At 69.3% G+C, this 23,268-nt stretch carries 21 protein-coding genes; 8 read left to right on the top strand and 13 right to left on the bottom strand.

What is annotated here, in order from left to right; all coding sequences use genetic code 11:
* Window positions 1-110 precede the first annotated feature (110 nt).
* The 5 genes from ACYVF3_RS11920 to ACYVF3_RS11900 are packed head-to-tail and all read right to left on the bottom strand — an operon-like array spanning window position 111 to window position 3,944.
* A complete protein-coding gene (locus ACYVF3_RS11920) occupies window positions 111-875 on the bottom strand; it encodes an HAD-IIA family hydrolase (protein ID WP_461154290.1) in 765 nt (254 codons plus the stop codon).
* Window positions 876-901: 26 nt separating this feature from the next.
* The gene (locus tag ACYVF3_RS11915) at window positions 902-1,993 is read right to left on the bottom strand and encodes a sulfate/molybdate ABC transporter ATP-binding protein (protein WP_461154277.1); all 1,092 of its coding nucleotides are present in this window, start codon (window positions 1,991-1,993) and stop codon (window positions 902-904) included.
* The gene (locus ACYVF3_RS11910) at window positions 1,990-2,760 is read right to left on the bottom strand and encodes an ABC transporter permease (RefSeq protein WP_145745407.1); all 771 of its coding nucleotides are present in this window, start codon (window positions 2,758-2,760) and stop codon (window positions 1,990-1,992) included. The genes ACYVF3_RS11915 and ACYVF3_RS11910 overlap by 4 nt, the downstream gene beginning before the upstream one ends.
* Before the next feature lie 20 nt (window positions 2,761-2,780).
* Window positions 2,781-3,542 carry a molybdate ABC transporter substrate-binding protein gene (modA, locus tag ACYVF3_RS11905; protein WP_461154276.1) on the bottom strand — a complete coding sequence of 254 codons (762 nt, stop codon included), beginning with the start codon at window positions 3,540-3,542 and terminating at the stop codon, window positions 2,781-2,783.
* Window positions 3,543-3,944 carry a TOBE domain-containing protein gene (locus tag ACYVF3_RS11900; protein ID WP_132679780.1) on the bottom strand — a complete coding sequence of 134 codons (402 nt, stop codon included), beginning with the start codon at window positions 3,942-3,944 and terminating at the stop codon, window positions 3,543-3,545.
* Window positions 3,945-4,105: 161 nt separating this feature from the next.
* Between ACYVF3_RS11900 and moaA the strand changes: the two genes are divergently transcribed.
* The 3 genes from moaA to ACYVF3_RS11885 all read left to right on the top strand — a co-directional run bounded on the left by moaA (window position 4,106) and on the right by ACYVF3_RS11885 (window position 6,811).
* Window positions 4,106-5,164, top strand: a complete 1,059-nt coding sequence (moaA, locus tag ACYVF3_RS11895) for a GTP 3',8-cyclase MoaA (RefSeq protein WP_461154275.1) — start codon at window positions 4,106-4,108, stop codon at window positions 5,162-5,164.
* A gap of 5 nt (window positions 5,165-5,169) precedes the next feature.
* A complete protein-coding gene (locus tag ACYVF3_RS11890) occupies window positions 5,170-5,478 on the top strand; it encodes a MoaD/ThiS family protein (protein ID WP_461154274.1) in 309 nt (102 codons plus the stop codon).
* Window positions 5,479-6,214: 736 nt separating this feature from the next.
* The gene (locus tag ACYVF3_RS11885; RefSeq protein ID WP_461154273.1) at window positions 6,215-6,811 is read left to right on the top strand and encodes a transglycosylase family protein; all 597 of its coding nucleotides are present in this window, start codon (window positions 6,215-6,217) and stop codon (window positions 6,809-6,811) included.
* A gap of 389 nt (window positions 6,812-7,200) precedes the next feature.
* On the opposite strand, the gene ACYVF3_RS11880 is transcribed toward ACYVF3_RS11885, so the two are convergent.
* From ACYVF3_RS11880 to ACYVF3_RS11865, 4 genes are all read right to left on the bottom strand, one after another.
* A complete protein-coding gene (locus tag ACYVF3_RS11880) occupies window positions 7,201-8,127 on the bottom strand; it encodes a molybdenum cofactor biosynthesis protein MoaE (protein ID WP_461154272.1) in 927 nt (308 codons plus the stop codon).
* Window positions 8,128-8,179: 52 nt separating this feature from the next.
* Window positions 8,180-8,665: a cyclic pyranopterin monophosphate synthase MoaC gene (moaC, locus tag ACYVF3_RS11875; RefSeq protein ID WP_461154271.1), complete on the bottom strand. Its 486-nt coding sequence runs from the start codon at window positions 8,663-8,665 to the stop codon at window positions 8,180-8,182.
* Window positions 8,666-8,751: 86 nt separating this feature from the next.
* Entirely contained in the window at window positions 8,752-10,206 is a 1,455-nt protein-coding gene (locus ACYVF3_RS11870) for a malic enzyme-like NAD(P)-binding protein (protein WP_461154270.1), read from the bottom strand.
* A gap of 270 nt (window positions 10,207-10,476) precedes the next feature.
* The gene (locus ACYVF3_RS11865; RefSeq protein ID WP_461154269.1) at window positions 10,477-10,662 is read right to left on the bottom strand and encodes a hypothetical protein; all 186 of its coding nucleotides are present in this window, start codon (window positions 10,660-10,662) and stop codon (window positions 10,477-10,479) included.
* 207 nt (window positions 10,663-10,869) lie between these two features.
* Between ACYVF3_RS11865 and ACYVF3_RS11860 the strand changes: the two genes are divergently transcribed.
* Window positions 10,870-13,122, top strand: coding sequence for a helicase-associated domain-containing protein (locus ACYVF3_RS11860; protein ID WP_461154268.1), 2,253 nt, complete (start codon window positions 10,870-10,872; stop codon window positions 13,120-13,122).
* Window positions 13,123-13,311: 189 nt separating this feature from the next.
* Here the strand turns inward: ACYVF3_RS11860 and ACYVF3_RS11855 are convergent, their stop codons facing one another.
* From ACYVF3_RS11855 to ACYVF3_RS11840, 4 genes are read right to left on the bottom strand one after another with little or no spacing between them, the layout of a single operon-like run.
* Complete coding sequence (locus tag ACYVF3_RS11855) at window positions 13,312-13,911, bottom strand: GTP-binding protein (protein WP_461154267.1); 600 nt, start codon at window positions 13,909-13,911, stop codon at window positions 13,312-13,314.
* On the bottom strand, window positions 13,892-14,683 hold the full coding sequence (locus tag ACYVF3_RS11850) for a DUF742 domain-containing protein (protein ID WP_461154266.1): 792 nt from the start codon (window positions 14,681-14,683) through the stop codon (window positions 13,892-13,894). Before ACYVF3_RS11850 ends, ACYVF3_RS11855 begins: the two co-directional genes overlap by 20 nt.
* Window positions 14,684-14,715: 32 nt before the next feature.
* Entirely contained in the window at window positions 14,716-15,123 is a 408-nt protein-coding gene (locus ACYVF3_RS11845; protein WP_175548002.1) for a roadblock/LC7 domain-containing protein, read from the bottom strand.
* A 20-nt stretch (window positions 15,124-15,143) separates the two neighbouring features.
* Window positions 15,144-18,482 (bottom strand): sensor histidine kinase, encoded by a 3,339-nt coding sequence (locus ACYVF3_RS11840; RefSeq protein ID WP_461154265.1) that lies wholly within the window; start codon window positions 18,480-18,482, stop codon window positions 15,144-15,146.
* A gap of 570 nt (window positions 18,483-19,052) precedes the next feature.
* On the opposite strand from ACYVF3_RS11840, the gene ACYVF3_RS11835 reads away from it, so the two are divergent.
* From ACYVF3_RS11835 to ACYVF3_RS11820, 4 genes are all read left to right on the top strand, one after another.
* Window positions 19,053-20,066, top strand: coding sequence for an ABC transporter substrate-binding protein (locus ACYVF3_RS11835; RefSeq protein WP_461154264.1), 1,014 nt, complete (start codon window positions 19,053-19,055; stop codon window positions 20,064-20,066).
* Window positions 20,067-20,582: 516 nt separating this feature from the next.
* Window positions 20,583-21,596, top strand: a complete 1,014-nt coding sequence (locus tag ACYVF3_RS11830) for an ABC transporter substrate-binding protein (protein ID WP_461154263.1) — start codon at window positions 20,583-20,585, stop codon at window positions 21,594-21,596.
* Window positions 21,597-21,603: 7 nt separating this feature from the next.
* Window positions 21,604-22,374: an ABC transporter permease gene (locus ACYVF3_RS11825; RefSeq protein WP_461154262.1), complete on the top strand. Its 771-nt coding sequence runs from the start codon at window positions 21,604-21,606 to the stop codon at window positions 22,372-22,374.
* A gap of 85 nt (window positions 22,375-22,459) precedes the next feature.
* Complete coding sequence (locus ACYVF3_RS11820) at window positions 22,460-23,266, top strand: ABC transporter permease (protein WP_461154261.1); 807 nt, start codon at window positions 22,460-22,462, stop codon at window positions 23,264-23,266.
* Window positions 23,267-23,268: the final 2 nt, after the last annotated feature.

Below are 23,268 nucleotides of genomic sequence, written 5' to 3'. Positions count from 1 at the left end.
CCTTCACCTGTCTACGGACAACCCACCGGGACAACCTCCCCGGACATCACAACTAAAACTGGGATCGGGGGACCACTGCCCCTCCCGGAGCGCTGGGGAGGGGGCGCTAGTCAGGCCTTGAAAGGGTCTGTGACGTGGTCCCTGAGGTCGGCGATGGAGCGGACGACCTTGGTGGGGCGGTACGGGAACAGCTCCGCGGTGTCCACGTCGGAGATGCCGGAGAGCACCAGGATCGTCTGCAGCCCCGACTCCAGCCCGGAGCGGACGTCGGTGTCCATCCGGTCACCGATCATGAGCGTGTTCTCCGAGTGCACGCCGAGGTGGCGCAGCGCGGAACGCATCATCAGCGGGTTCGGCTTGCCCACGTAGTAAGGAGCGCGACCGGTGACCCGCTCGATGAGGGCGGCGACGGCGCCGGTCGCGGGCAGCGTGCCCTCGCGGCTCGGCCCCTTCTCGTCCGGGTTCGTGGCGATGAAGCGAGCACCGTTCTCCACCAGCCGGATGGCCTTGGTGATGGCCTCGAAGCTGTAGGTACGGGTCTCACCCAGGATCACGTAGTCCGGGTCCCGGTCGGTGAGCACGTAACCGATGTTGTGCAGCGCGGTCGTCAGCCCCGACTCGCCGACCACGAAGGCCGACCCTCCGGGCCGCTGCTGCTCCAGGAACTGCGCCGTGGCCAGCGCGGACGTCCAGATCGCTTCCTCCGGGATGTCCAGCCCGCTGCGCAGTAGCCGGGCCCTCAGGTCCCGCGGGGTGTAGATCGAGTTGTTGGTGAAGACCATGAACGGGATGCCGTGCTCGCGAAGAGCGGCCACGAACTCGTCCGCGCCGGGCACCATGTGCTCTTCGTGGACCAGCACGCCGTCCATGTCCATCAGGTACGTCCAGGTGGATGGCTCAGTCACGCCCCAGATGATCCTCCGGATACGGGGTGGATGGCCACCTCGGTCGCCTTGATCACGAACCAGACTTCCTCACCTGCGGAGATGCCGAGCTCAGCCACGGCCGCAGGGGTGACGTCGGCGGACAGGCCGGTGCCCGACGGGCCGGTGGCGCGCACGCGCACCACGTCGCCGCGGGGCTCCAGGGCGGCGACCCGCACCGGTAGCGCGTTGCGCGGGCTGCCCTGCGGGCGCTCCCGGTGCACCGCCACAGCCGCCGGGGCGAACACCGCCGCGCCCGGCTCGCGCGCCGCCATCTCCTCGACCACCCGGCCGCTGATGATCTCCTCACCGACCTGCACTCCGCCGTCGATCGACGTCCCGGTCAGCAGGTTGAGACCGGCGAGCCGCGCGGTGAAGGCCTCGCGCGGGCGGGACAACACCTCGCTGGTCGGCCCCTGCTCGACGGCCTTCCCGTCCTGCAGCACCAGCAGCCGGTCGGCCAGCACCACGGCGTCCAGCACGTCGTGGGTGACCAGCACCGTCGGCATCTCCTGCCGGCGCAGCACCTGGTGCAGCAGACCGCGCATGGCCGGGGCGGCGTCGACGTCGAGGGCGGCGAGCGGTTCGTCGAGCATCAGCAGACGGGGCTCGGCCGCGAGCGCACGAGCCAGCGCGACCCGCTGCGCCTGACCTCCGGAGAGCCGCGCGGGACGACGTCCGCCCAGGTCGGCGACGTCGGTCTCGGCCAGCCAGCGCTCGGCGCTCTCCCGCGCGCGCGACTTGGTGGCGCCCGCGGAACGCGGGCCGAAGGCGACGTTGTCGCGCGCGGTGAGGTTGGGGAACAGCAGTGCCTGCTGGGCGAGCAGCCCCACTCCCCGCCGGTGCGTGGGGACGTTGATCCGGCGTTCGGTGTCCAGCCAGGTGGTCCCGTCCAGTTCGACCGCGCCGCGATCGGGCACCAGCTGCCCGGCGAGCACGGACAGCAAGGTCGACTTGCCCGCGCCGTTCGGCCCGAGCACCGCCAGCACCTCGCCCGGCGCCACCTCGAAGTCCGCGCGCAGCGAGAACTCCGCGCGGTGCAGCTCGACGTCCACCCGCAGGCCGCTCACAACCGTCCCTCCACCGCTCTCGGCCGGGCGATCACGATCACCAGCAGGGCGACCACGACCAGCAGCAACGACATGGCCACCGCTGCGTCCACATCGGACTGAGCGGTGGTGTAGATGGCCAGCGGCAGCGTCCTGGTGCTGCCCTGCAAGCTGCCCGCGAAGGTGATCGTCGCGCCGAACTCGCCCAGCGCCCGGGCGAAGGTGAGCACCAGGCTCGACCCCAGGGCGGGCAGCAGCAGCGGCAGCGTCACGCGCCGGAACGCCAGCCACGGACCGGCTCCCAGCGTCGCGGCGACCTGCTCGTAGCGGCCGCCGGCGGTGCGCAGCGCGCCTTCGAGACCGACCACCAGGAACGGCATCGCGACGAAGGTCTGGGACAGCACGACAGCCGCCGTCGTGTAGGGCAACCGGATTCCGGCGACCGCGAGCACTCCGCCGAGCGGCCCGGTCCGCCCCAGCAGGTACAGCAGCGCCAGCCCGCCGACCACCGGCGGCAGCACGAGCGGCAGCAGCACCAGCGCCCGCACCACGCGCAGCCCGCGCATCTTCGAGCGCGCCAGCACCACCGCCAGCGGCACCCCGAGCACGGCCGCGAGCGCGGTGGCGATCAGGCCGGTCAGCACCGACAACCGCAACGCGTCCAACGCGGACGGGCTCAGCAGCAAACCCGGCAGGCGGGCCGGTTCCACGCGGGTGAGCAGGCCGGCGACCGGCAGCACCACCAGCGCCAGAGCGAGCGCCGCAGGTGCCCACAGCACTGCGGGCACCTGCGGTGGATGACGCCTGATCACGGAACGTCGAAGCCGTGCGCACCGAGCACTTCGCGCCCCGCCGGGCCGCGCACGAACGACACGAACTCGTTCGCCGCCTCCGCCTGCTGGGAGTCCTTGATGGTCGCGACCGGGTAGTTGTTGACCACCTGCGGCGACTCCGGGAAGTCGATCGCCTGGACCTTGTTCCCCGCGGACTTGGCGTCGGTGACGTAGACCAGTCCCGCATCGGCCTCGCCCGCGACGACCTTCTGCAGCACCTGCTTGACGTCGTTCTCCTCGCTGACCGGCTGCAGGGCGACGTGTGCGGCCTTGGCCGCGGCCTGGGTGGCGGAGCCGCAGGGCACCTGCGGGGCGCAGGTGACGAGCTTCTTGCCCGCGAGGTCCGCCAGCGCGGTCACGTGCGCGGGGTTGCCCGGCGGCACGACGATGGTCAGCCGGTTCGTGGCGAAGGTCTGCGGCGGCGAGACCAGGTCGGCGACCTTGGCCATGTTCTTCTCGTCGGCCGAGGCGAAGACGTCGGCCGGGCGTCCCTGCTTGATCTGCTCGGCCAGCGTCGAGGAGCCCTGGTAGTCGAATTCGACCTTGACGTCCGGGTGTTCGGCGGTGAACCTCCGGCCGAGCTCGTCGAAGGACTCGGTCAGCGACGCCGCCGCCAGCACCGTCACCGTGCGCTGCGGCGCCGGAACCTGCTGCCCCTGACCGGATTCCGCCTGCCCGCACCCGGCCAGCAGGGTCAGCGCCAGTGCGGCGCCCGCGATCATCTTGAGCTTCGACATTCAGCCCTCTCCCGGTGTCTCCACCACGACGTTGGTCGACTTGACCACTGCCACCGCGAGCGAACCGGGCACCAGGCCGAGTTCGCGCACCGCCTCGGTGCTCATCAGCGAGACCACCCGGTGTGGTCCGCATTGGATCTCCACCTGGGACATCACCTTGTCCGAGACGATCTCGGTCACGAGCCCGACCCAGCGGTTGCGCGCCGAACGCCCGACGGCCGACGGGTCCGGCGCTGACCGGGCCTGGTCGCGGGTGAACTCGGCGAGCGCGGCTCCGTCGACGACCAGCCGTCCGGCTGCGTCGCGCTCCGCGGGTAACTGCCCGCCGTCGACCCAGCGGCGAACGGTGTCGTCGCTGACGCCGAGAAGGGAGGCGGACTCTGCGATCCGATAGTGCGGCACGAGCCAGACGATACTTCCGCAGCTGCGGGGAAACTAGAGCGCTGCCGTCCGCGAACCAGGATCGTTAACTCCCTCTGCACCCGGGATGACCAGGCCTCTTGCACCGTCCGATTTGCTCCGCGCGATCGAAAACCGTCGGTCCGAAGAGATAGGGTCGAGGTGTGAACGCGGTGGACCTGGGAATTCCGTTCGTGCGCCGCACGACCGACACCTCCGAACGCCCGGACACGCAGCAGTTGGTGGACCGCTTCGGCAGAGTGGCGACGGACCTGCGCGTCTCCTTGATCGACAAGTGCAACCTGCGCTGCACCTACTGCATGCCCGCCGAAGGGCTGCCGTGGCTCAAGCGCGACGAGATGCTCGACACCGACGAGATGAACCGGCTGATCGGGATCGCCGTTGAGGAGCTCGGCGTCAACACCGTCCGCTTCACCGGCGGGGAACCGCTGCTGCGGCAGGACCTGGTCGACGTCATCGCCGCCACCTCGGCGCTGCCCAGCCGGCCCACGACCTCGCTGACCACCAACGGCATCAACCTCGGCGGCTACGCCGAGAAGCTGGTGACGGCCGGGCTCAACCGGGTCAACGTCTCGCTGGACACCCTGGACCGAGCGGTCTTCAAGGAGCTGACCCGGCGCGACCGGATGCAGGACGTGCTCGACGGGCTGGCCGCGGCCAAGACGATGAAGCTCGAACCGGTCAAGGTCAACGCCGTGCTGATGCGCGGCATCAACGACCACGAGGCACCGGAGCTGCTGCGGTTCTGCATCGAGCGCGGCTACCAGCTGCGGTTCATCGAGCAGATGCCGCTGGACGCCCAGCACGGCTGGGAGCGTTCCGCGATGATCACGGCGGACGAGATCTTGGAGCTGCTGAGCTCGGAGTTCACGCTCACCCCGGACGTCGCCGAGCGCGGCTCGGCACCGGCCGAGCGCTGGTTGGTCGACGGCGGCCCCGCCACCGTGGGCGTGATCGCCTCGGTGACGAGGCCGTTCTGCGCGGCGTGCGACCGCACGCGGTTGACCGCGGACGGACAGCTACGCTCGTGCCTGTTCTCGACGACGGAGACCGACCTGCGCGGCCCCATGCGCGAAGGCGCCACCGACGCCGAGCTGGTCCGGCTGTGGCAGGGCGAGATGTGGGCCAAGGCCGCCGGGCACGGGATGGATTCCGGAGAGTTCGCCCAGCCATCAAGGCCGATGAGCGCAATCGGGGGTTAGCGGAGATGACCGCGGTGTCGGAGCAGAGCGCCGGTCCGGCGAGGAGTTCGGTGTCGGTACGCGTCCGCTACTTCGCGGGCGCCCGCGCGGCGGCAGGCGTTCCCGAGGAGACGGTGAACCTGAACCGTCCCGGCGGCGCCGCGCCCACCGTCTCCGACGCCATCGCGGCAGCGCTCAACGGGCACGGCGAGAAGCTGGCCGCGGTGCTGCCCGCGTGCAGCTTCCTCCTCGACGGCGTGGCCGTGCGGGACCGCGGCACGCAGATCTCCGTGGACGCCACGCTCGACGTCCTGCCGCCGTTCGCAGGCGGCTGAATCCTCCGCTGAGCGCAGACACTGCTTCTTCTGCGCGCGTGCGGGTGCGCGCGTAATACAACATGGCTTGGCGTGTCGTACAGCCTCGTCCAGGTGACTTTTGCCTTGATATTTCCCTCATTGGATCTTGGTTCTCGGTGCCGCTCCGGAGCCCGCCGCTCGGTCGCCTGAACGCCACCTGTTCCAGCTACGGAAGCGGACACTCTCCGTCGCATTCTGAATACGAGCCGTATTCGCAATAGGCCACTCGCGCTCCTCGCCTCGCGCGTGATCCACGCCCGCTCGACGGTTGGTAACCGCGTGACGGGGGTTCCCCAGTGGGAGCATCGAGGTGACCCAAGCCTCACTTACCGTGATCGATATCAGCCCGGAAACGGTCCGATAACGACGCTCTGATCAGCGAAAATGATCGGGATCGCCACCCCATTTCCCGGTGTTACTGTGACCAGCGTCACATGGTCCAAGATTTCCGATCTTCGGATTGGTTACGTAGTGTCGCTTCTCGGTCGGCCCCGAACCGATCAGCAAGGAACTCGAGAGCCCGTGGCGCTGAACCTGTCCAGCGGGCTCTCACCCCGAAAACGAAACAGAACCGGACAGGAACGAGGGACATCTCAGGGCGCCCCGAATGCTCAGAGATGCCGCCGGCTCCCCCGAGACCGGCGGGCGCGGACCCGGCTCCTCCCCGAAGGAGCCAGACCAGGGTTCGACCCGAGGCGCGGCAGGAGAGAGGGACATGTCCAGTTACAAGGGCAAGCACCGCAAGCCTTCGAGTACCAAGCGCAATTTCGCCCGGATCGCCGTTGCCGGCGCTGTGGTCGCCACCCCGATCGCGATCGCCGCTCCCGCCAACGCCGCGGACTGGGACTCTCTCGCCAAGTGCGAGAGCAGCGGCAACTGGAGCGCCAGCACCGGTAACGGTTTCTACGGCGGCCTCCAGTTCACCCCGTCCACCTGGGCTGCGTACGGCGGTACTCAGTACGCCAGCAGCGCCCACAACGCCACCCGCGAGCAGCAGATCGCCGTCGCGGAGAAGGTTCTCGCCTCCCAGGGCAAGAACGCCTGGCCGGGCTGCAGCGCGAAGCTGAACTGGACCAGCGGCTCGACCAAGTCGAGCACCAAGACCGAGACCACGCCGAAGAAGAAGACCACCACCAAGACCAAGTCGACGGTCAAGGCGGACGGCGCGGACTACACCGTCAAGGCGGGCGACACGCTGGGCAAGATCGCCCAGGAGTTCGGTGTGAACTACCAGGACATCGCCGCCAAGAACTCGAGCGCCATCAGCGACCCGAACATGATCTTCCCGGGTCAGCAGCTCGACATCAAGTAAGACCCGCACGGTCAGGCATCCCCCAACGCTGACCGGCAAGAGGTACGCGCCGTCTCCCCCGACACGGCACGTGCTTCGCCACGAAACCCCCTTCGCCGCAATGCCCCCAAAGCGGCGAGGGGGGTTTCTCGCGTCGTGCCCGTGGTCATTCGACGGGCGGCGCGAAGACCAAGACCTCCGAAACCCGTCAGGCAAGCACCGAAGGTGCTTTCGCACTACCCCGCCTGAGCAACCGGCACCGCCGCGGGTTCTGACACGTCTTCTGGGGAGGACAGCCGAAGCGCCGTGTATTGGCCATACATCAGTCTCGGATCCCGGAGCCAGAAGGCGTGTCAGGTTCCGCTACCCGCACCGCCACGCAAAGCGACCACAGATCAGTTTCCCAAAGCTCAAGGGCAGTTGACCCATTCTTCTGTGTTGTCCTCGAAGACCTGGCGCTTCCAGATGGGTAGGCGACGCTTGACCTCGTCGACCAGTTCGGAACAGGCGTTGAAGGCTTGCTTGCGGTGTTCGGCGGCGACCGCGCAGCCGAGCGCCACGTCGCCGATCTTGAGCAGGCCGACGCGGTGGGAGACGGCGAGAGCGCGAACCCCTTCGAAGCGTCCGGCGATGTCGGCCGCAACCTCCTGGATGACGTCCTGCGCGATCGGGTGCCCGGTGTACTCCAGTTCGAGGACGCCACGGCCGCCGTCGTGGTCGCGGACCACTCCGCCGAAGGTCACCACGGCTCCTGCGGCGTCGTGCTCCACCGAGCGCGCCAGCGCTTCGACGTCGATCTGCTCGTCGACGACGTCGGCGCGCAGGACGTCCGCTGCGGTGCGAGCGGGTGCCGCCCCGGAACCGGGGTGGTCACCGCCGTGGAGCTGGTCGACGGCGTGGTCGAGAACGCCTGCGAGGACACCGAGGCCGTCCTTGACGCCTCCGCTGGACCCGGGGAGGTTCACGATCAGCGTCGAGCCGCTGACCCCGGCCAGGCCCCGGGAGAGCACGGCGGTGGGGACCTCGGGCAGTCCGGCGCTGCGGATGGCGTCGGCGAGGCCGGGGATCTGGTGGTCGAGGACCTGCGCGGTGACCTCGGGCGTGCGGTCGGTGGGGTTGATGCCGGTACCACCGGTGGTGATCACGACGTCGACTCCGCCGTTGACGGCGGTGCGCAGCTGGTCGCCGACCGGGTCGCCGTCGGGCACCACGAAGGGTTCGGGGGTCTCGTACCCGCGCTCGCGCAGCCACTTCACGATCACGGGACCGGTGCGGTCCTCGTAGATCCCGGCAGCGGCGCGGTTGGACGCGGCGACGACTCGCGCGGTCCTCGTCATGGAGACCTCCCGTGAATGGCCCGATCCTGGTGCAACGGCGGTGAACGGCGGATTAGTCCGCGTCTGCGCGTTGCCAGAGACCGGTCTTGCCGCCTTCTTTGCTCTCGACGCGGACTGCGTCGAGGACTGCGCCGGGGTCGACGGCTTTGATCATGTCGTGCAGCGCGAGCCCGGCGACGGCGACCGCGGTGAGGGCTTCCATCTCCACGCCGGTGCGGTCGGTGGTCTTGACCGCGGCGGTGATCCGGACGTCGGTCTCGCCGAGTTCGAGCTCGACCTTCGCGCCGGAGATCGCGATCGGGTGGCACAGCGGGATGAGGTCCGGTGTGCGCTTGGCCCCCATGATCCCGGCGAGGCGGGCGGTGGCGATGGCGTCGCCCTTGGGCAGGCCGTCGCGCCTCAGCAGGGCGATGACCTCGGCGGTCGTGCGCACGATCCCGCTGGCGACGGCCCTGCGGGCGGTTGCGTCCTTCTCGGAGACGTCGACCATGCGCGCGGCACCGGCCGCGTCGACGTGCGTGAGCTCCTCCTGCGCCATTCCCCGAGCCTAGAGGACCGCCGTCCCCCGACCGAGCGGAGGGAAGCCCGGAGCGGGGACGGGAGCTCCCCGTCCCCGCCGCGGGGTCAGAAGTCGAGGTCTTCGGCCATGCTCCAGGGCAGGGAGGAGCCGCCGCCGGACGTCGCTCCGGCAGGTTTGCCTGCCAGGGCGGCCTTCTTCACGGCATCCGCGACGGCCGGGGACACCGCGCTGTCGAACACGCTGGGGATGATGAACGAGGCGTTGATCCGGTCGGAGTCCACGACGTCGGCGATCGCGTTCGAGGCCGCCAGCATCATCTCGTCGGTGATCTCGCGGGCGTGGGCGTCGAGCAGACCGCGGAACATGCCGGGGAAGGCCAGCACGTTGTTGATCTGGTTCGGGTAGTCGCTGCGCCCGGTGGCGACGACGGTCGCGTGCTGCTGGGCGGCCAGCGGGTCGATCTCCGGGTCCGGGTTGGCCAGTGCGAACACGATCGCGTCGGAGTTCATGGTCGCCACGTCGTCCGCGGACAGCAGGTTGGGCGCCGAGACGCCGATGAACACGTCCGCCTCCCGCACCGCGTCCGAGACCGCGCCGGTGCGGCCCTCGTTGTTGGTGGAGGCGGCGATGTTCTGCAGGTTCTCGTCGGTGTCGCCGCGCCCGGAGTGCACGATGCCGTTGATGTCGACGGCGATGATGTCGGCAGGCGTCTTGTTCTGCAGCAGCCGGATGATCGCCGAGCCGGCCGCGCCCACGCCGCAGACCACGATGCGGCAGTCTGTGATGTCCTTGTCCACCACGCGCAACGCGTTGCGCAGCGCGCCGAGCACGACGATGGCGGTGCCGTGCTGGTCGTCGTGGAACACCGGGATGTCGAGCTTCTCGCGCAGCCGCGCCTCGATCTCGAAGCAGCGCGGGGCGGCGATGTCCTCGAGGTTGATCCCGCCGTAGACGGGTGCGATCAGCTCGACCGCGCGGATGATCTCCTCGGTGTCCTGGGTGTCGAGGCAGACCGGCCAGGCGTTGACGCCGGCGAACTTCTTGAACAGCGCGGCCTTGCCCTCCATGACCGGCAGCGCGGCTTCGGGGCCGATGTTGCCCAGACCGAGGACGGCCGAGCCGTCGGTGACCACGGCGACCGCGTTGCGCTTGACGGTGAGACGCCGCGCGTCGTCGGGGTTCTCGGCGATGGCGGTGCACACGCGGGCGACGCCGGGCGTGTAGGCGCGGGAGAGGTCGTCGCGGTTGGCCAGGGCGACGCGGGAGTTGACCTCGATCTTGCCGCCGAGGTGGACCAGGAACGTCCGGTCGGAGACCTTGCGGACGCGGACGCCGGGCAGCGCTTCGAGGGTTTCGGTGACCTCGCCGGCGTGGTCGGCCGACAGCGCGTTGCAGGTGATGTCGACGACGATGCGGTCGGCGTGCGACTCGACGACGTCGAATGCGGTGATCACGCCACCTGCGCGACCGATCGCGCTGGTCAGGTCACCGGCGGCGGTCGTCGACGGCGGAGCCTCGACGCGGACGGTGATCGAGTAACCAGGACCTGGAACCGGCATGGGTGCACCCCTGTCGAGCGAGCGGCTGTGGACGTGGGTGCGGTTCCACCAGCGGCCCGGTCCAGGCCGCTGGAATCAGATCGTCCGAACGTTGCGCAAGCCCTGCGGACCCGCTAAGCGACCGGAACTTCACCCAGCACGAAAAAGCTTAAAACTTTCCCGATTGTGAGCTAGATCCGGTGGGTTACCGACGGGTCAGTCTTGACAGGACGCGTCCGCGAGGTGCCGGTTCGGCGCCGAACCGGCACCCGGCCGGTTCGGCGACAGGCCTCACTTGTTGATGACCGTGACCGGGTGCTCGTACGGGACGGCGTCCTCGTTCAGCGGGAACGCGGTGTCCCCGAACGGCGACAGGGCGCCCTGCTTGTCGGCCACCAGCTCGCTGACCGAGTGCTCTCCGGCACCGGCCTGCGGCCAAGACGGGTCGATACGGTCCTTGTTGGTCTTGCCGGCCACGTCGTCCTCCTGGGCATTCCGGCTGCGGGTACCTCCAGTTTGCCGGATCGGAGCGGTGGAACGCGCTCAAGGGTGGCCGAACTTGCACAACTCGTTCGCTGCGCACGCCGTCCCCGCCCGCGCAGCCGCGCTCGCGCGCGGATCTTCGGCGTGATCAGCAGCGCTGCGCGGGGGAGTCGCGCACGCGCACTGGGTATCGTGGGTGCGATGCCTCCAGTGGGAAATTGGCTTCGCGATCGAAGCGATGAGCAGCTCGTCGCACTGCTGCGCGCCCGTCCGGACCTGGCGACCCCGCCGCCCGCCGATCTGTCGGTGCTCGGCTCGCGGGTCGCCCAGCGGTCGTCGGTGGCCCGCGCCTGCGAGGAGCTGGACTCGTTCGCGCTGAGCACGATGGAAGCGCTGGTGCTGCTGGACGCCGACAAGGGGCCGGTCGCCCTCGACGCGGTCGCCGAACTGCTGGGCAGCGAGGTCACCGTCCAGCGGGCCAGGCGGACCGCCAACGCGCTGCGGAACCTCGCGCTGGTGTGGGGCGACGACGACTCGTTGGAGATCGCCGGAACCGCCCGCGAGGTCCTGCCGACCTTCCCCGGTGGCCTGGGACGACCCGCCGACGACCTGACGGAGACGACCGCGAAGGCGGCGCTGGCCGACCTGGACGAGGAGGAGCGGCGGCTCGTCGGCAAGCTCGCCGACGGCTCCCCCATCGGCCGCACCAAGGACGCCTCCGCCCACGTGCCGCTGGAGCGCGCGACGAACCCGATCCAGCGGCTGCTGGCCAAGGGCCTCCTGCTGCGCCGCGACACCGAGACCGTGGAACTCCCCCGGCAGCTCGCGCTCGCGGTGCGCGGGGACCAGCCGATGGGCCGCGTCGAACCGGAGGAGCCCGCCCCCGAGCTCACCCAGTCCGACCGCGAGCGGGTGGACAGCACGGCCGGTGGTGCCGCGCTGGAGCTGCTGCGCCACGTCGAGGAGCTGCTGCTGGCGTGGGAGTCGGATCCGCCGGACGTGCTGCGTTCGGGCGGGGTCGGCATCCGCGACGTGCGGCGCACCGCCAAGGCGCTGGAGGTCGACGAGCAGCACGTGTCGCTGCTGGTGGAGGTGGCCGTCGCCGCCGGGCTGCTGGATCGCACCGAGGACTCCGAGCCGCACTGGCTCCCGACGATCTCCTCCGACACCTGGCTGGCCTCCCCGGTCGAGCAGCGCTGGTCCGCGCTGGCCGCCGGGTGGCTGGAACTCCCCCGGCTGCCGGGGCTCACGGGAGCCCGCGACGAGAAGGACCGGCTGATCGGGCCGCTGTCGGACGAGCTGAGCCGGCCGCTCGCGCCGAAGGACCGCCGTCGCATCCTCGACTACCTCGACGAACTCCCCGGCGGTTGCGGTGCCCGACCGGACGACGTGGCGACCGTGCTGGCCTGGCGCGCGCCCCGGCACGCCGGACGGCTGCGCGACGACCTGGTCCGCTGGACGCTGTCCGAGGCCACCGCCCTGGGCGTGGTCGCGCTGGACGCGATGACCACCGCCGGTCGGGCGCTGCTATTCGACGGGCCCGCCGAGGCCGGTCACCGGCTCGGCGAGGTGCTGCCCGAACCGCTGGACCACGTTCTGGTGCAGGCGGACCTGACCGTCGTCGCGCCGGGGCGGCTGGAGCCCGACCTGGCGGCCGAGATGAAGCTGGTCGCCGACGTCGAGTCCGCGGGCAGCGCCACCGTCTACCGGGTCGGCGAGAGCAGCGTCCGCCGCGCGCTGGACACCGGCTACAGCGCGGACGACCTGCACGCGCTGTTCCGCGACCGGTCGAAGACGCCGATCCCGCAGGGCCTGACCTACCTGATCGACGACGTGGCCCGGCGCCACGGCAAGCTCCGCGCGGGAACGGCATCAGCCTTCTTGCGCTGCGACGATCCGGTCGTGCTCGCCGAGGTGCTGGCGACACCGGCGAGCGAGGAGCTGGAGCTGCGGCGCATCGCGCCCACCGTCCTGATCAGCCCGCTACCGCTGGCCGATCTCGTGGACGGGCTGCGTGCGGCGGGCTTCGCACCTGTCGCCGAAGGACCCGACGGCACCGTGCTGGACCTGCGGGCCAACGGGCGCCGCACCCGCGGCAAGACCCGGCAGCGCAGTGCGCACGGTCCGCCGGTGCCGAGCACCGAGCAGCTCGGCTCGCTGGTCACCCAGCTGCGCGCCAACGACATCGCCGGATCGGCCCGGCGGGGTCGCTCGGTGGTTCCCGAGCGCGGGCGGCCGAGCGCGGAGGCGACGCTGGCGCTGCTGCGCGACGCGGCGACCGAGGAGCGCAGCGTCTGGCTGGGTTTCGTGGACACCCACGGCGTCCGCAGCCAGCACGTGGTCCGCCCGGTCACCGTCGGCGGCGGCATCCTCCAGGGCGTCGACGCCGCCAACGAGGAGCTCGGCAACTTCCCGCTGCACCGGATCACCTCGGTCGCGCTCGTCGAGGACTGACCGGAACCGTTCAGGGCGACGTGCGCTGGGACGGGGAAGTTTTCATGAGAACCCCCCCACACACACCACAGAACCCTGTCCAGGGACGGGGAAGCTTTCATGAAAACTTCCCCCGCACGCCCCAGAACCTCAAGCACCGGGTACCGAGCTCGGCACCGGGTGATGAGTTTCAGCGCTGGAGAACGGGTTTCAGTGCTGGGTCGCGAGGCGCTGGCGCATCGCGTGCTCGACGAGGTTGATGAGGGCCTTCTTCGTCGACTCGCGGTCGCGGGCGTCGACGGTGATCATCGGGACCGTCTCGGCGATGGTCAGGGCCTCGCGGACGTCCTCCAGGCGGTGGTGCGTGAGGCCGTCGAAGGTGTTGACCGCGACGACGTAGGGCAGCCCGCGGTCGTCGAAGAAGTCGATCGAGGCGAACGCGTCCGCCAGCCTGCGCGTGTCGACGAGCACGACGGCACCGATCGCACCGCGCACCAGGTCGTCCCACATGAACCAGAAGCGGTGCTGGCCGGGCGTGCCGAACAGGTAGAGGATCAGGTCCGAGTCCAGCGAGACGCGGCCGAAGTCCATCGCGACGGTCGTGGTGACCTTGCCGGGCGTGGCCGTGAGGTCGTCGACGCCGACGCTCGCCTCGGTCATCACCGCTTCGGTGGTCAACGGCACGATCTCGGAGACCGAACCGACGAACGTCGTCTTCCCTACGCCGAACCCACCGGCGACCACGATCTTCGTCGAGGTCTTCTGGTTGCTCGGCTGCTGCGACCGGGGATCAGAGCCTGCGTAGCCCACTGAGCACCCTCTCCAAGAACTCCATGGACGGCCGATCACCGACGACCATGCCACTGTCATGAATCAGAACCAGCCCGGTATCGGCCATGTCGCCGATGAGCACCCGCACCACGCCGAGCGGCAGCCGCATGTGAGCGGCGACCTCGGCGACCGAGCGGGCGTCCAGGCACAGCTCGGAGATCGAGCGGTGCTCGGGCCGGGATTGGGTCGCTTGGTTGCGACCGCGTTCGCTGGTGCTTACCAACGTCTCGATAGCAAGATCATAATCGGTGCGGGTGCGCCCCCGAGTGCGGGCGTAGGGCCGAACGAGTGAACCGCCGCTGTCCTCGGCTTCCATGTCGTCCATCGCCGGGATCGCCGGCATCGAGCCGGAAATCGACGGCATGGAGTGGGAGATCGGTGACATCGACTGGGAGATGGACGGCATCGACACCGACGGCGGACCGCTGTCCGGACGCGGACGCGGTGCGGGGGTGCCGCGATCGGACGATCCCCAGCCGTCGGCGGTCGAGCGGGGGTCCTGCTGGCCCCACCCGTCGTGCTGGGACTGGGCACCACGCCCACCCGAGGAGGTGTCGCCGTATCCGCCCGACCCGAACAGGTCGGCGCCCGGGCCCCCGAACAGCGCGCGGTCGTACCCGCCGATGGACTGGTTGCCCTGCCCGGACGGGGTGTCGTCGACGAAGTCGTCCTGCCAGGACTCCGCGCTCAGCCGCTTGTTGTAGAGGCGGAACAGGTCACCGTCCCAGCTGGGCTCGGAACCGGCGTTCATGATCAGCTCCCCTCAGCTCTCCCCCACCGGATTCACCGGCGGCCCATGCCCTGCAGCTGCGCGCGCAGTTCCGGCGTCAGCTGACGCCCGACCCGCTCCACGAGCAGGGTCATCTCGTAGGCGACCAAGCCGATGTCGGCGTTGGGCGCGGCGAGCACGGCCAGGCACGAGCCGTCGCTGATCGACATCAGGAACAGGTAGCCCTGCTCCATCTCGACGACGGTCTGGGTCACCTCGCCTGCTTCGAAGCAGCGCGCTGCACCTTGGGTGAGGCTGACCAGACCTGACGCGACGGCGGAAAGCTGCTCGGCGCGGTCACGCGGCAAGCCCTGGGAACCGGCCAGCAGCAGACCATCCGCGGACACGACCACCGAGTGCGCCACGCCGGGTACCCGACGCACGAAGTCGGTGATCAGCCAACTGAAGCTGTTGCTGCTCATCGGTTGCTGCACGGACCCGTTCACTCCTGCTCCTCGGGACGGCTCGGATTCGAGCGGGGAAGTTCGGTGGAAACCGGTTCGGCCTTGGCATGCCTGCCCCGATGGACACCCTGCTGGAAGTTCGCCATGCGACCGCGGACGGCATCAGCCGAACGCGGGGCGGCGGGCTTGCGGCGGGGAGTCTGCGGGGTGCGGGGTGCTGCCGAGCCGGGCACGAGGTTGGTCTTCGGGACCCGCTTGGGAAGTCCGGCCGCGGTCGTCTCCTGGACCTCATGGGTCTGCAGCAGGGCCTCGGCGGCTTTCCAACCGACATCCGCTTGCCCCCAGCCCGGATCGGGCGTGGTGGTGCGCGGAACTTCGTCGACGACCGGTTCCGGCGCGGAGCTCGACGGGGTCGAGGGCGCGGCGGCTTCGGGCTCGGCGGGCTTGGGGTCAGCGGCGGCCGGGGTCGAGTCCTCGACATCGGATTCCCGGAACCACTGCGAGAGCACGGCTTCGTAGATCGGCAGGCGTTGGGTCGGCGCATCGTCCATGTCCCAGGACTCCCTCGGCTCGTCGTCGGCGCGAGCCGGCGATCCGCCGTCGAAGCCCGGGTGTTCCGGACCGGAAGTTCCCCGCGCGGATGCGCTCTCGGACTCCCAGGACTCCGACGCCGGCTCGGACCGGCTCTCGTTTCCTGGGGCGCCCTCGTAGCCGCCACTGAAGGCCGCACCGATTCCACTGCCGTTCAGGCTGTTGCCGTTCAGGGAGCCGCTCTCGGGCTCGCTCCCGTTCAGACCGCCACCGCTGACGCCGTTCGTGCCCTCGTCGGACTCGAACGGTTGGGACGGGGCGAAGTTCTTGTGCTTCTCCGCCTCGAACGGGCTGTGGAACAGATCGGTCGACGAGGTCTCCGACGGTGCACCGCACTGCCCGTCGAAGCCCGGGTCGATATCCGGCCAGGCTTCCGCCCCGACACCGTCGTCGTGGGGCGCCCAGCCGTCATCCTCCCATCGGGGGACGCTCGTTGCGCCGAACGCATCGCCGGAGGACGTCGTGACGGAGTACTGCGGAGGCAGATCCCCGCCGTCGCCCGCCGAGTCGTCAGAGTTGGCGAACCCGCTGAAGGACGAGGCTCTGAAGTCGGAGTCCATCGCCGCCTGGTTCATCGAGGTGAACGCGGTCGGCGGTTCGGAGTTGCTCAGGCTCGGCAGCTCGGCGCGGCTGGTCGGCGCGTCCAGGGACGGCTGCTGGCCGTTGTTGCTCACCGCCGAGCGGCCGCCGAAGGCCGCGGCCAGGCCCAGCTGCGTGCCGGTCTCGCCGACCCCACCGCGTTCCTCGGGCTGCGGGGCGCGCGGCATGTCGGGCATCGGCACCGGGCCGTCCGGTGTGAGCTGCACGACCAGTTCGCCGCTGAGGCGCACGGTGGCGGTGACGCCGCCTTCCAGACCGTCGTTGTTGTCGAGCTCGACCTCGATGTTGTGCCTGCGGGCCAGCTGACCGACCACGAACAGACCCATGCGGCGGGAGACCGCGACGTCGATCTCCGGCGGGCGGACGAGCCGTTCGTTGATCTCGTCGATCTCGCCCGCGTCGATGCCCACGCCGCGGTCGCGGATCTCGATGACCAGCTGCTGGCGGCGGTAGGCGGTGCGGACCGTGACCTCGGTGTCCGGGTTGGAGAACACGGTGGCGTTCTCCAGCAGCTCGGCGACCAGGTGCACGAAGTCGTTGACCACGCGGCCCTGCAGGGCCAGCTCGGGAGCGTCGACCACGGCGACCCTGGCGTACTGCTCGACCTCGGAGACCGCGGCGCCGAGGACCTCGTTGAGCGGGACAGGGCGCATGGTGCGCCGGGTGAGGTCGGTGCCGCCGAGGATCAGCAGGTTCTCGTTGTTCCGCCGCATGCGGGTCGCGAGGTGGTCCAGCTCGAAGAGGCTGGAGAGCTGGTCCGGGTCCTGCTCGTCCTGCTCCAGGCGGTCGATCAGGGCCAGCTGGCGCTGCACCAGGGTCTGCGACCGGCGGGCGAGGTTGACGAACAGGTCGTTGACGTTGTTGCGGAGCATCGCCTGCTCGACGGCCAGCCGCAGCGCCTGCTGGTGGACCGCGTCGAAGGTGCGGGCGACCTGCCCGATCTCCTCGTCGGTGTAGACGGGCACGGTCGGCACCGTCGTCTGGTGGGACGCGCCCGGGTTGTCGGTGACCCGGTTGATCGCGTCCGGCAGGCTCTGCTGCGCGATCTCCAGCGCGCTGTAGCGCAGGGTCCGCAGCGGTCGCAGCATCGAGCGGGCGATGTAGGCCGCCACGCCGAAGGCCACGATCAGCAGCAGCGCCACCAGGGCGGAGTCGCGGATCAGCGTCCAGGTCGCCGAGTCGGCCAGCGAGGTGGCGTCGGAGTGGAGGTCTTCCAGGACGTCCGACTCGACCTCGCGGACGAGGTCGGTGCGCTCCCCGGACTGCTGACCCCAGTCCGCCGGCGAGACGCCGAGGTTCTGGTTCTGCTGATCGTTGTCGTAGGCGATCAGCGAGCTCTGCTCCAGCTGCTCGGTGCGGTCGATGGCCGCACCGGCGACGCGCTCGGCGAACAGCGCGCGCTGCTCCTGGGTCGCCGCGGCCTCGAACTCGCCGAAGGCGGCCTCGTAGCGCGCGTCGGCCGCGCGCATCTGGTCGGGCTGACCGGTCAGGAACTGGTTCCGCAACGAGGCGCTGAGCAGCGTCGAGCGCTGCCGCGCGAGCTGCTCCTTGGCCTGGCCGAGGGAGTCGGCGGCGCGAGCGGTCTGAGCGGTGTCGGTGTTGGCCGCGGAGTTGGCGACCTGGTTGCTGATCGCCAGCAGGGTGTCGATCACCGAGTTGTAGGCGATCATCGTCTGCGGGCTGGTGAAGCCGCCGGTGACGGTGCCGCGCAGCGCTCCGAGGCTGCTGAGCCGGTGCTGGGCGCTCTCGTAGGCGAAGCGGACCTCGGGGGTGAAGCCGGCGACCTGCGGCTCGTAGGCGAGCACCTGCTGGACGGCGGCGTCGACCCGCTGCCCCTGCGCCGCGTAGTCGTTGCCCGCGCTCCCGCCGTTGGCGGTGGTCAGCACGATCGCGAAGTCCCGCTCGCGCTGCAGTTCGTGGGTGAGGTTGGAGGTCTGCTGCGCCAACTCGACCTGGTCGACGATGGTCTGCATCTGCGACTGGCTGTGCAGACCGTCGTAGATGCGCACGCCGCCGACGCCCAACGCGGCCAAGGTCGGCACGAGCAGAACGGCGGCCATCTTGTACCGGAGGCGCCAGTTGCGCAGCCACCACTTCTTGGTCCGGGAGGCAGCCGGATCGGCTGCACCGGCTGCGGTCGCGGGGTCGTTGTTGAGCATCCCTGTTTCCTGCGCTGCGGCGGACATGTGCGGAACCGCCACGGCTAGCTGCCCTTCCTCACCGTGGCGGTGGAGATCATCGTGCTGGGAATGTGCCCGCGAACCGACGCGGCCGCGTCGGGTACCCACGAGCGGGTCCACGTCACCTCGACGATCGAGCTTCCGCAGACCCCGACTCTGTCAGCCGGGCTTGCCATCACACTCCCTGGTCACAACGTGCATTCCCCCGAAGCAGAGGCCAGTCACCTCGACGGGCGAGACTATACTTAACCTGGCGTCACAAGTCAGGCCCCCAATGCTGGCCACCGTCACTCTTCAGAGTGCTTTGGACAACAGCTGGGCCGATCGTGTGACTCATAGTTAGTTACGCCTGGTTGTAACCCGATAGTTCAAACCTTTACAGTCCTTTTTGCGCCCCATCAGTCACGGCAGTCGAGTATGAGCCCCGGTCCGCTCCGGCGCCTCCGTCGAAGGTCGTGGTCAAGTCCACAGTGCACAGACGCATCTGGCGGACCCTACTCGGGGTTGTTCGCGCCGAGCAGGCGGAGCTGACGCAGGGCCCGGCGCTCCAAGTCGTGCTGTTGCAAGGAGGACTCGATGACCCTGGCCAGTCGCGCTATGTCGCGGAGAGGGCTGCTCAAACTCGCAGGTGGAACGGCAACCGCCGGGGCGCTGATGGGCGCCAGCGGATGCGGCCTGCTGGGCGGCTCCGAATCGGCGGGCGGCGGCGACGGCTCGGTCGAGAAGCCCAACATCAAGGTCGGCGCCATGCCGGTCACCGACCTCGCACCCCTGCACCTGGCCGTGCGCAACGGCATCTTCAAGCAGGAGGGCCTCAACGTCGAGATCGTCACGACCTCCGATGGCAGCGCGGCTCTGACCAGCACCATCGGCGGCGACTACGACATCACCTACGCCAGCTACGTGCCGTTCTTCGCGGCGCAGGCCCGGGGTGTCGCGGACCTGAAGATCGTGGCCGACTGCGGCGCCGGCGCGCCGAACACGACCACGATCATGACCTCGCCGTCCTCGAAGGTGCGCACGCCGCAGGACCTGGCGGGCAAGACCATCGCCATCTCCGGGCCGCGCACGATCTCGGAACTGCTGGTCAAGGCCACCATGCGGGCCTACGGCGTGGACTTCTCCAAGTCGGAGTTCACGGCCATCCCGTTCATCAACATGCCGGCCGCGCTGCAGCAGGGCCGGGTCGACGCGGCGATCCTGACCGAGCCGTTCCTGACCCAGGCCGCGCGCTCCAGCGGCGCCGTCCCGGTGGCCGACACCAACACCGGCCCGCTGGAGGACCTGCCGCTGACCGGCTACGGAGCGACCGCGAAGTTCGTGCAGGAGAACCCCCAGACCGTGGCGGCGTTCCAGCGCGCGATGGACCGCGCCGTGGCCGAGTCGCAGGACCGCTCGAAGATCGAGCCGCTGCTGCCCGAGTTCGCCAAGATCGACAAGGAAACGGCCGCGATCATCAGCCTGCTGAAGTTCAACTCGCGCGCCGACGCGACCCGCCTGCAGCGGGTTCCGCGCCTGATGAAGGACTTCGGCTTCCTGGACAACGAGGTCGACGTGGCCAAGATGATCGTGCCGCCGAAGCCGGTCTGATCGACGTCTCAGTCGCAAGGCTGAGCGGGCACCTCCCTTCGCACGAGCCCGGCGCCGGTCCTGATCAGTCGAAGTGCTGAGGGACGGATCGTTTCGGCCTGCGGCGAAGTCCCCGCACCACGCACCAGCCGCAGGTGCTTCGTCACGTACGAGGCATCTGCGGCTTTTGTCTTTTCGCATCCGGGTATTTCCCGTTTTGAACACAAGATCACTCCCATGCACTGTGGACAACACTCTGCGTAGTGTTTGCCTTCGCGAAGCAGTGACCGGCGAAACACCTTCGAGTAATGGACACAACGAGCCCATTACGGCTAGTTGTCGCCTCCTGATCAGGTATCTAGAGTTCTTCAGCACCGATGCAGTCGGTGACCCCGCAGGAACCAAGGGTCGCGCGCGAGGCCGCCAACACCTCGCGAGCCGCCGCGCACGACGCCCGCCTCCGGCCGCAACGTCCTCGCTCCACGCACGTCGCTCAGCCGCCAAGGCCCACACCCCGCCATGCCAGGAGGAAATGCCATGCGTCCGACGAACCGCCCCCTCGACCGCCGGAACCTGCTGAAACTCGCGGGTGGCGCGGCAACCGCAGGAGCGCTGATGGGCGCCAGCGGCTGCGGCCTGCTGGGCGGCGCGGAACAGCAGTCCTCCGGCAACGGCAAGGTGGAGAAGGAGAACCTGCGCATCGGCGCCCTGCCCACCGCGGAGCTGGCCCCGCTGTACCTGGCGGCCGAGGCCGGTCACTTCCAGCGCGAAGGCCTCAACGTCGAGATCGTCCCGTCCTCCGACGGCGGCGCCGCGCTCAACAGCGCGATCGGCGGCGACCTCGACATCACCTTCTCCAGCTACGTGCCGATCTTCGCCGCGCAGGCCAAGGGCGTGGCCGACCTCAAGATCGTCGCCGACTGCATGTCGGCGGTGCCCAACAGCTGCCTGATCATGTCGACGCCGAACTCCGGCGTGCGCACCTCCGCCGACCTGGCCGGCAAGAAGATCGCGATCTCCGGCCCGGGCACCATCTCCGAGCTGCTGGTGAAGGCCTCGATGAAGGCCAACAACGTGCCCTTCGACAAGGTCGAGATGGTGCCGCTGGGCTTCATCAACATGCCCAACGCGCTCAAGTCCGGCCAGGTCGACGCGGCCTTCGTCGTGGAGCCCTTCCTGACGCTGGCCGCCCGCGACGCCGACGCCGTGCCGGTGCTCGACACCACCACCGGCCCCTTGGAGGACCTGCCGCTGGGCGGCTACGTCTCCAACGCCCAGTTCGCCGAGAAGAACCCGAAGACGGTCGCGGCGTTCCAGCGCGCGATGACCTCCGCGGTGGCCGAGGCGCAGGACCGGGCGAAGATCGAGCCGCTGCTGCCCAAGTTCGCCAAGATCGACAAGGAAACTGCGTCCATCATCACAATGCTGAAATTGAACGCGCGCGCGGACGCCACCCGCTTGCAGCGCGTTCCGCGAATGATGCTGGAATTCGGTTACATCACCAAGGACGTCGACGTGGCGAGCATGATCATCAAGCCGCCGCAGAGTTGATCGGGACATGACCAGAACAATCCGGGGTCTGCTCGGACTGCTGGGCTTCCTGCTGTTGTGGGAAGCCTTCAGCAGGTCCGGGCTAGTCGACCCGCAGTACTTCCCACCACCCTCGGTCGTGCTGGCCAGGTTCGTCGAGCTCCTCGGCGACTCCTCCTTCCTGCTCGACCTGATCGCGAGCGTGCTGGCCTGGGCCATCGCGCTGGGCATCTCCATCGCCATCGCGGTTCCCGCCGGATTGCTGCTGGGCAGCGTCCGGGGCATCCGGGTGGCCACCCGCGCGATCATCGAGTTCCTCCGCCCGATCCCCTCCGTGGCGCTGATCCCGCTGGCCATCGTGCTGGTCGGCTCGGGGCCGGAGACCAAGATCGCGCTCGCCGTGTACGCGGCCGTGTGGCCGATCCTGTTCAACACGATCTACGCGTTGGACGAGGTCGACCCGGTCATGGTCGACACCGCGCGGTCCTTCGGCTTCGGCCGGGCGCGCACCATGTTCACCGTGCTGCTGCCCAACGCGGCGCCGTTCGTGCTCACCGGCATCCGGATGTCGGCCTCGGTCGCGCTGATCCTGGTGGTCAGCACGGAGTTCCTGGCGGGAGGCGGCAGCGGGCTCGGCAGCTTCGTGCTCGACGCCTCGACCGGTGCCGGGCGGATGGACCTGGTCCTGGCCGGAACGATCGTCGCAGGCATCGTCGGCTACCTGATCAACGAGCTGCTGGAGACGGTCCACAAGCGCGGCCTCGCCTGGAGCGCGGTGGATCGGGAGGCGGTGCGATGAGTCACCTCATTCCCTCCGTTCACCACTTTCCGGGAATGAACATCGCGAATTCACCGGAATTCAACGTCGGGTTGCGGGGTGCGTTGTGAACAAGGCGCGTGGATTTCTCCGCCAATGGCTCGTGCTCATCATCGCGGTGCTGCTGTGGGAATTGGTGACCCAAATCGCACAGCACCCGTTCTTCCCGGCACCGAGCAAGATTCTCGGCACCGCCGGGCAGAAGTGGTTCTCCGGACCGCCGGAATCGCTGTTCCTGACCACCGAGGCCACCGGCGACCTGCTCGCCAGCCTCGGCCGGGTCGCCTTCGGCTGGGTGCTGGCCGCGGTCATCGGCATCGCGCTGGGCACGCTGCTCGGCCGCTCGCGCAACCTGCTGGACTACGTCGGACCGCTGATGGCGTTCATGCGCGCCATCCCGTCACCGGTCCTGGTCCCGGTGTTCATCGTGCTGCTGGGCATCGGGTCCTCGATGCAGATCACGGTGATCGTGTTCAGCGTCGTGTGGCCGATCCTGCTCAACACCGTCGACGGCGTCCGGTCCGTGGACCAGGTCAAGGTCGACACCGCGCGGTCCTTCCGGATCCCGCGCGCCCAGTGGATCACCGGCGTGGTGCTGCCCGCCGCGACGCCCAAGATCTTCGCCGGACTCCGGGTTAGCCTGTCGTTGTCGCTGGTGCTGATGGTCGTGTCCGAGCTCGTGGGCTCCACCAACGGCATCGGCTACCGGCTGATGTTCGACCAGAGGCAGTTCGACTTCCCGGCGATGTGGTCGGGAATCGTCCTGCTGGGCGTCCTCGGATACGTTTTGAACACCCTGCTGCTCGTGGTGGAACGCCGTGCGCTGAGCTGGCAACCCTCCCAGGCGCCGGCGGACCAAGTTGTCGGAGGCTGACC

Source organism: Saccharopolyspora tripterygii (assembly GCF_054778355.1).
This window is presented reverse-complemented; position numbering and strand designations above follow the sequence as displayed.

Excerpts from the sequence above, each read along its gene's own strand:
- modA (WP_461154276.1), bottom strand. The coding sequence starts at position 3,542 with ATGTCGAAGCTCAAGATGATCGCGGGCGCCGCACTGGCGCTGACCCTG.
- ACYVF3_RS11860 (WP_461154268.1), top strand. The coding sequence starts at position 10,870 with ATGCCTCCAGTGGGAAATTGGCTTCGCGATCGAAGCGATGAGCAGCTC.
- ACYVF3_RS11885 (WP_461154273.1), top strand. The coding sequence starts at position 6,215 with ATGTCCAGTTACAAGGGCAAGCACCGCAAGCCTTCGAGTACCAAGCGC.
- moaC (WP_461154271.1), bottom strand. The coding sequence starts at position 8,665 with ATGGCGCAGGAGGAGCTCACGCACGTCGACGCGGCCGGTGCCGCGCGC.
- ACYVF3_RS11870 (WP_461154270.1), bottom strand. The coding sequence starts at position 10,206 with ATGCCGGTTCCAGGTCCTGGTTACTCGATCACCGTCCGCGTCGAGGCT.
- ACYVF3_RS11890 (WP_461154274.1), top strand. The coding sequence starts at position 5,170 with ATGACCGCGGTGTCGGAGCAGAGCGCCGGTCCGGCGAGGAGTTCGGTG.
- ACYVF3_RS11840 (WP_461154265.1), bottom strand. The coding sequence starts at position 18,482 with ATGTCCGCCGCAGCGCAGGAAACAGGGATGCTCAACAACGACCCCGCG.
- ACYVF3_RS11850 (WP_461154266.1), bottom strand. The coding sequence starts at position 14,683 with ATGAACGCCGGTTCCGAGCCCAGCTGGGACGGTGACCTGTTCCGCCTC.
- ACYVF3_RS11825 (WP_461154262.1), top strand. The coding sequence starts at position 21,604 with ATGACCAGAACAATCCGGGGTCTGCTCGGACTGCTGGGCTTCCTGCTG.
- ACYVF3_RS11845 (WP_175548002.1), bottom strand. The coding sequence starts at position 15,123 with ATGAGCAGCAACAGCTTCAGTTGGCTGATCACCGACTTCGTGCGTCGG.
- ACYVF3_RS11835 (WP_461154264.1), top strand. The coding sequence starts at position 19,053 with ATGACCCTGGCCAGTCGCGCTATGTCGCGGAGAGGGCTGCTCAAACTC.
- ACYVF3_RS11920 (WP_461154290.1), bottom strand. The coding sequence starts at position 875 with ATGGACATGGACGGCGTGCTGGTCCACGAAGAGCACATGGTGCCCGGC.
- ACYVF3_RS11880 (WP_461154272.1), bottom strand. The coding sequence starts at position 8,127 with ATGACGAGGACCGCGCGAGTCGTCGCCGCGTCCAACCGCGCCGCTGCC.
- ACYVF3_RS11830 (WP_461154263.1), top strand. The coding sequence starts at position 20,583 with ATGCGTCCGACGAACCGCCCCCTCGACCGCCGGAACCTGCTGAAACTC.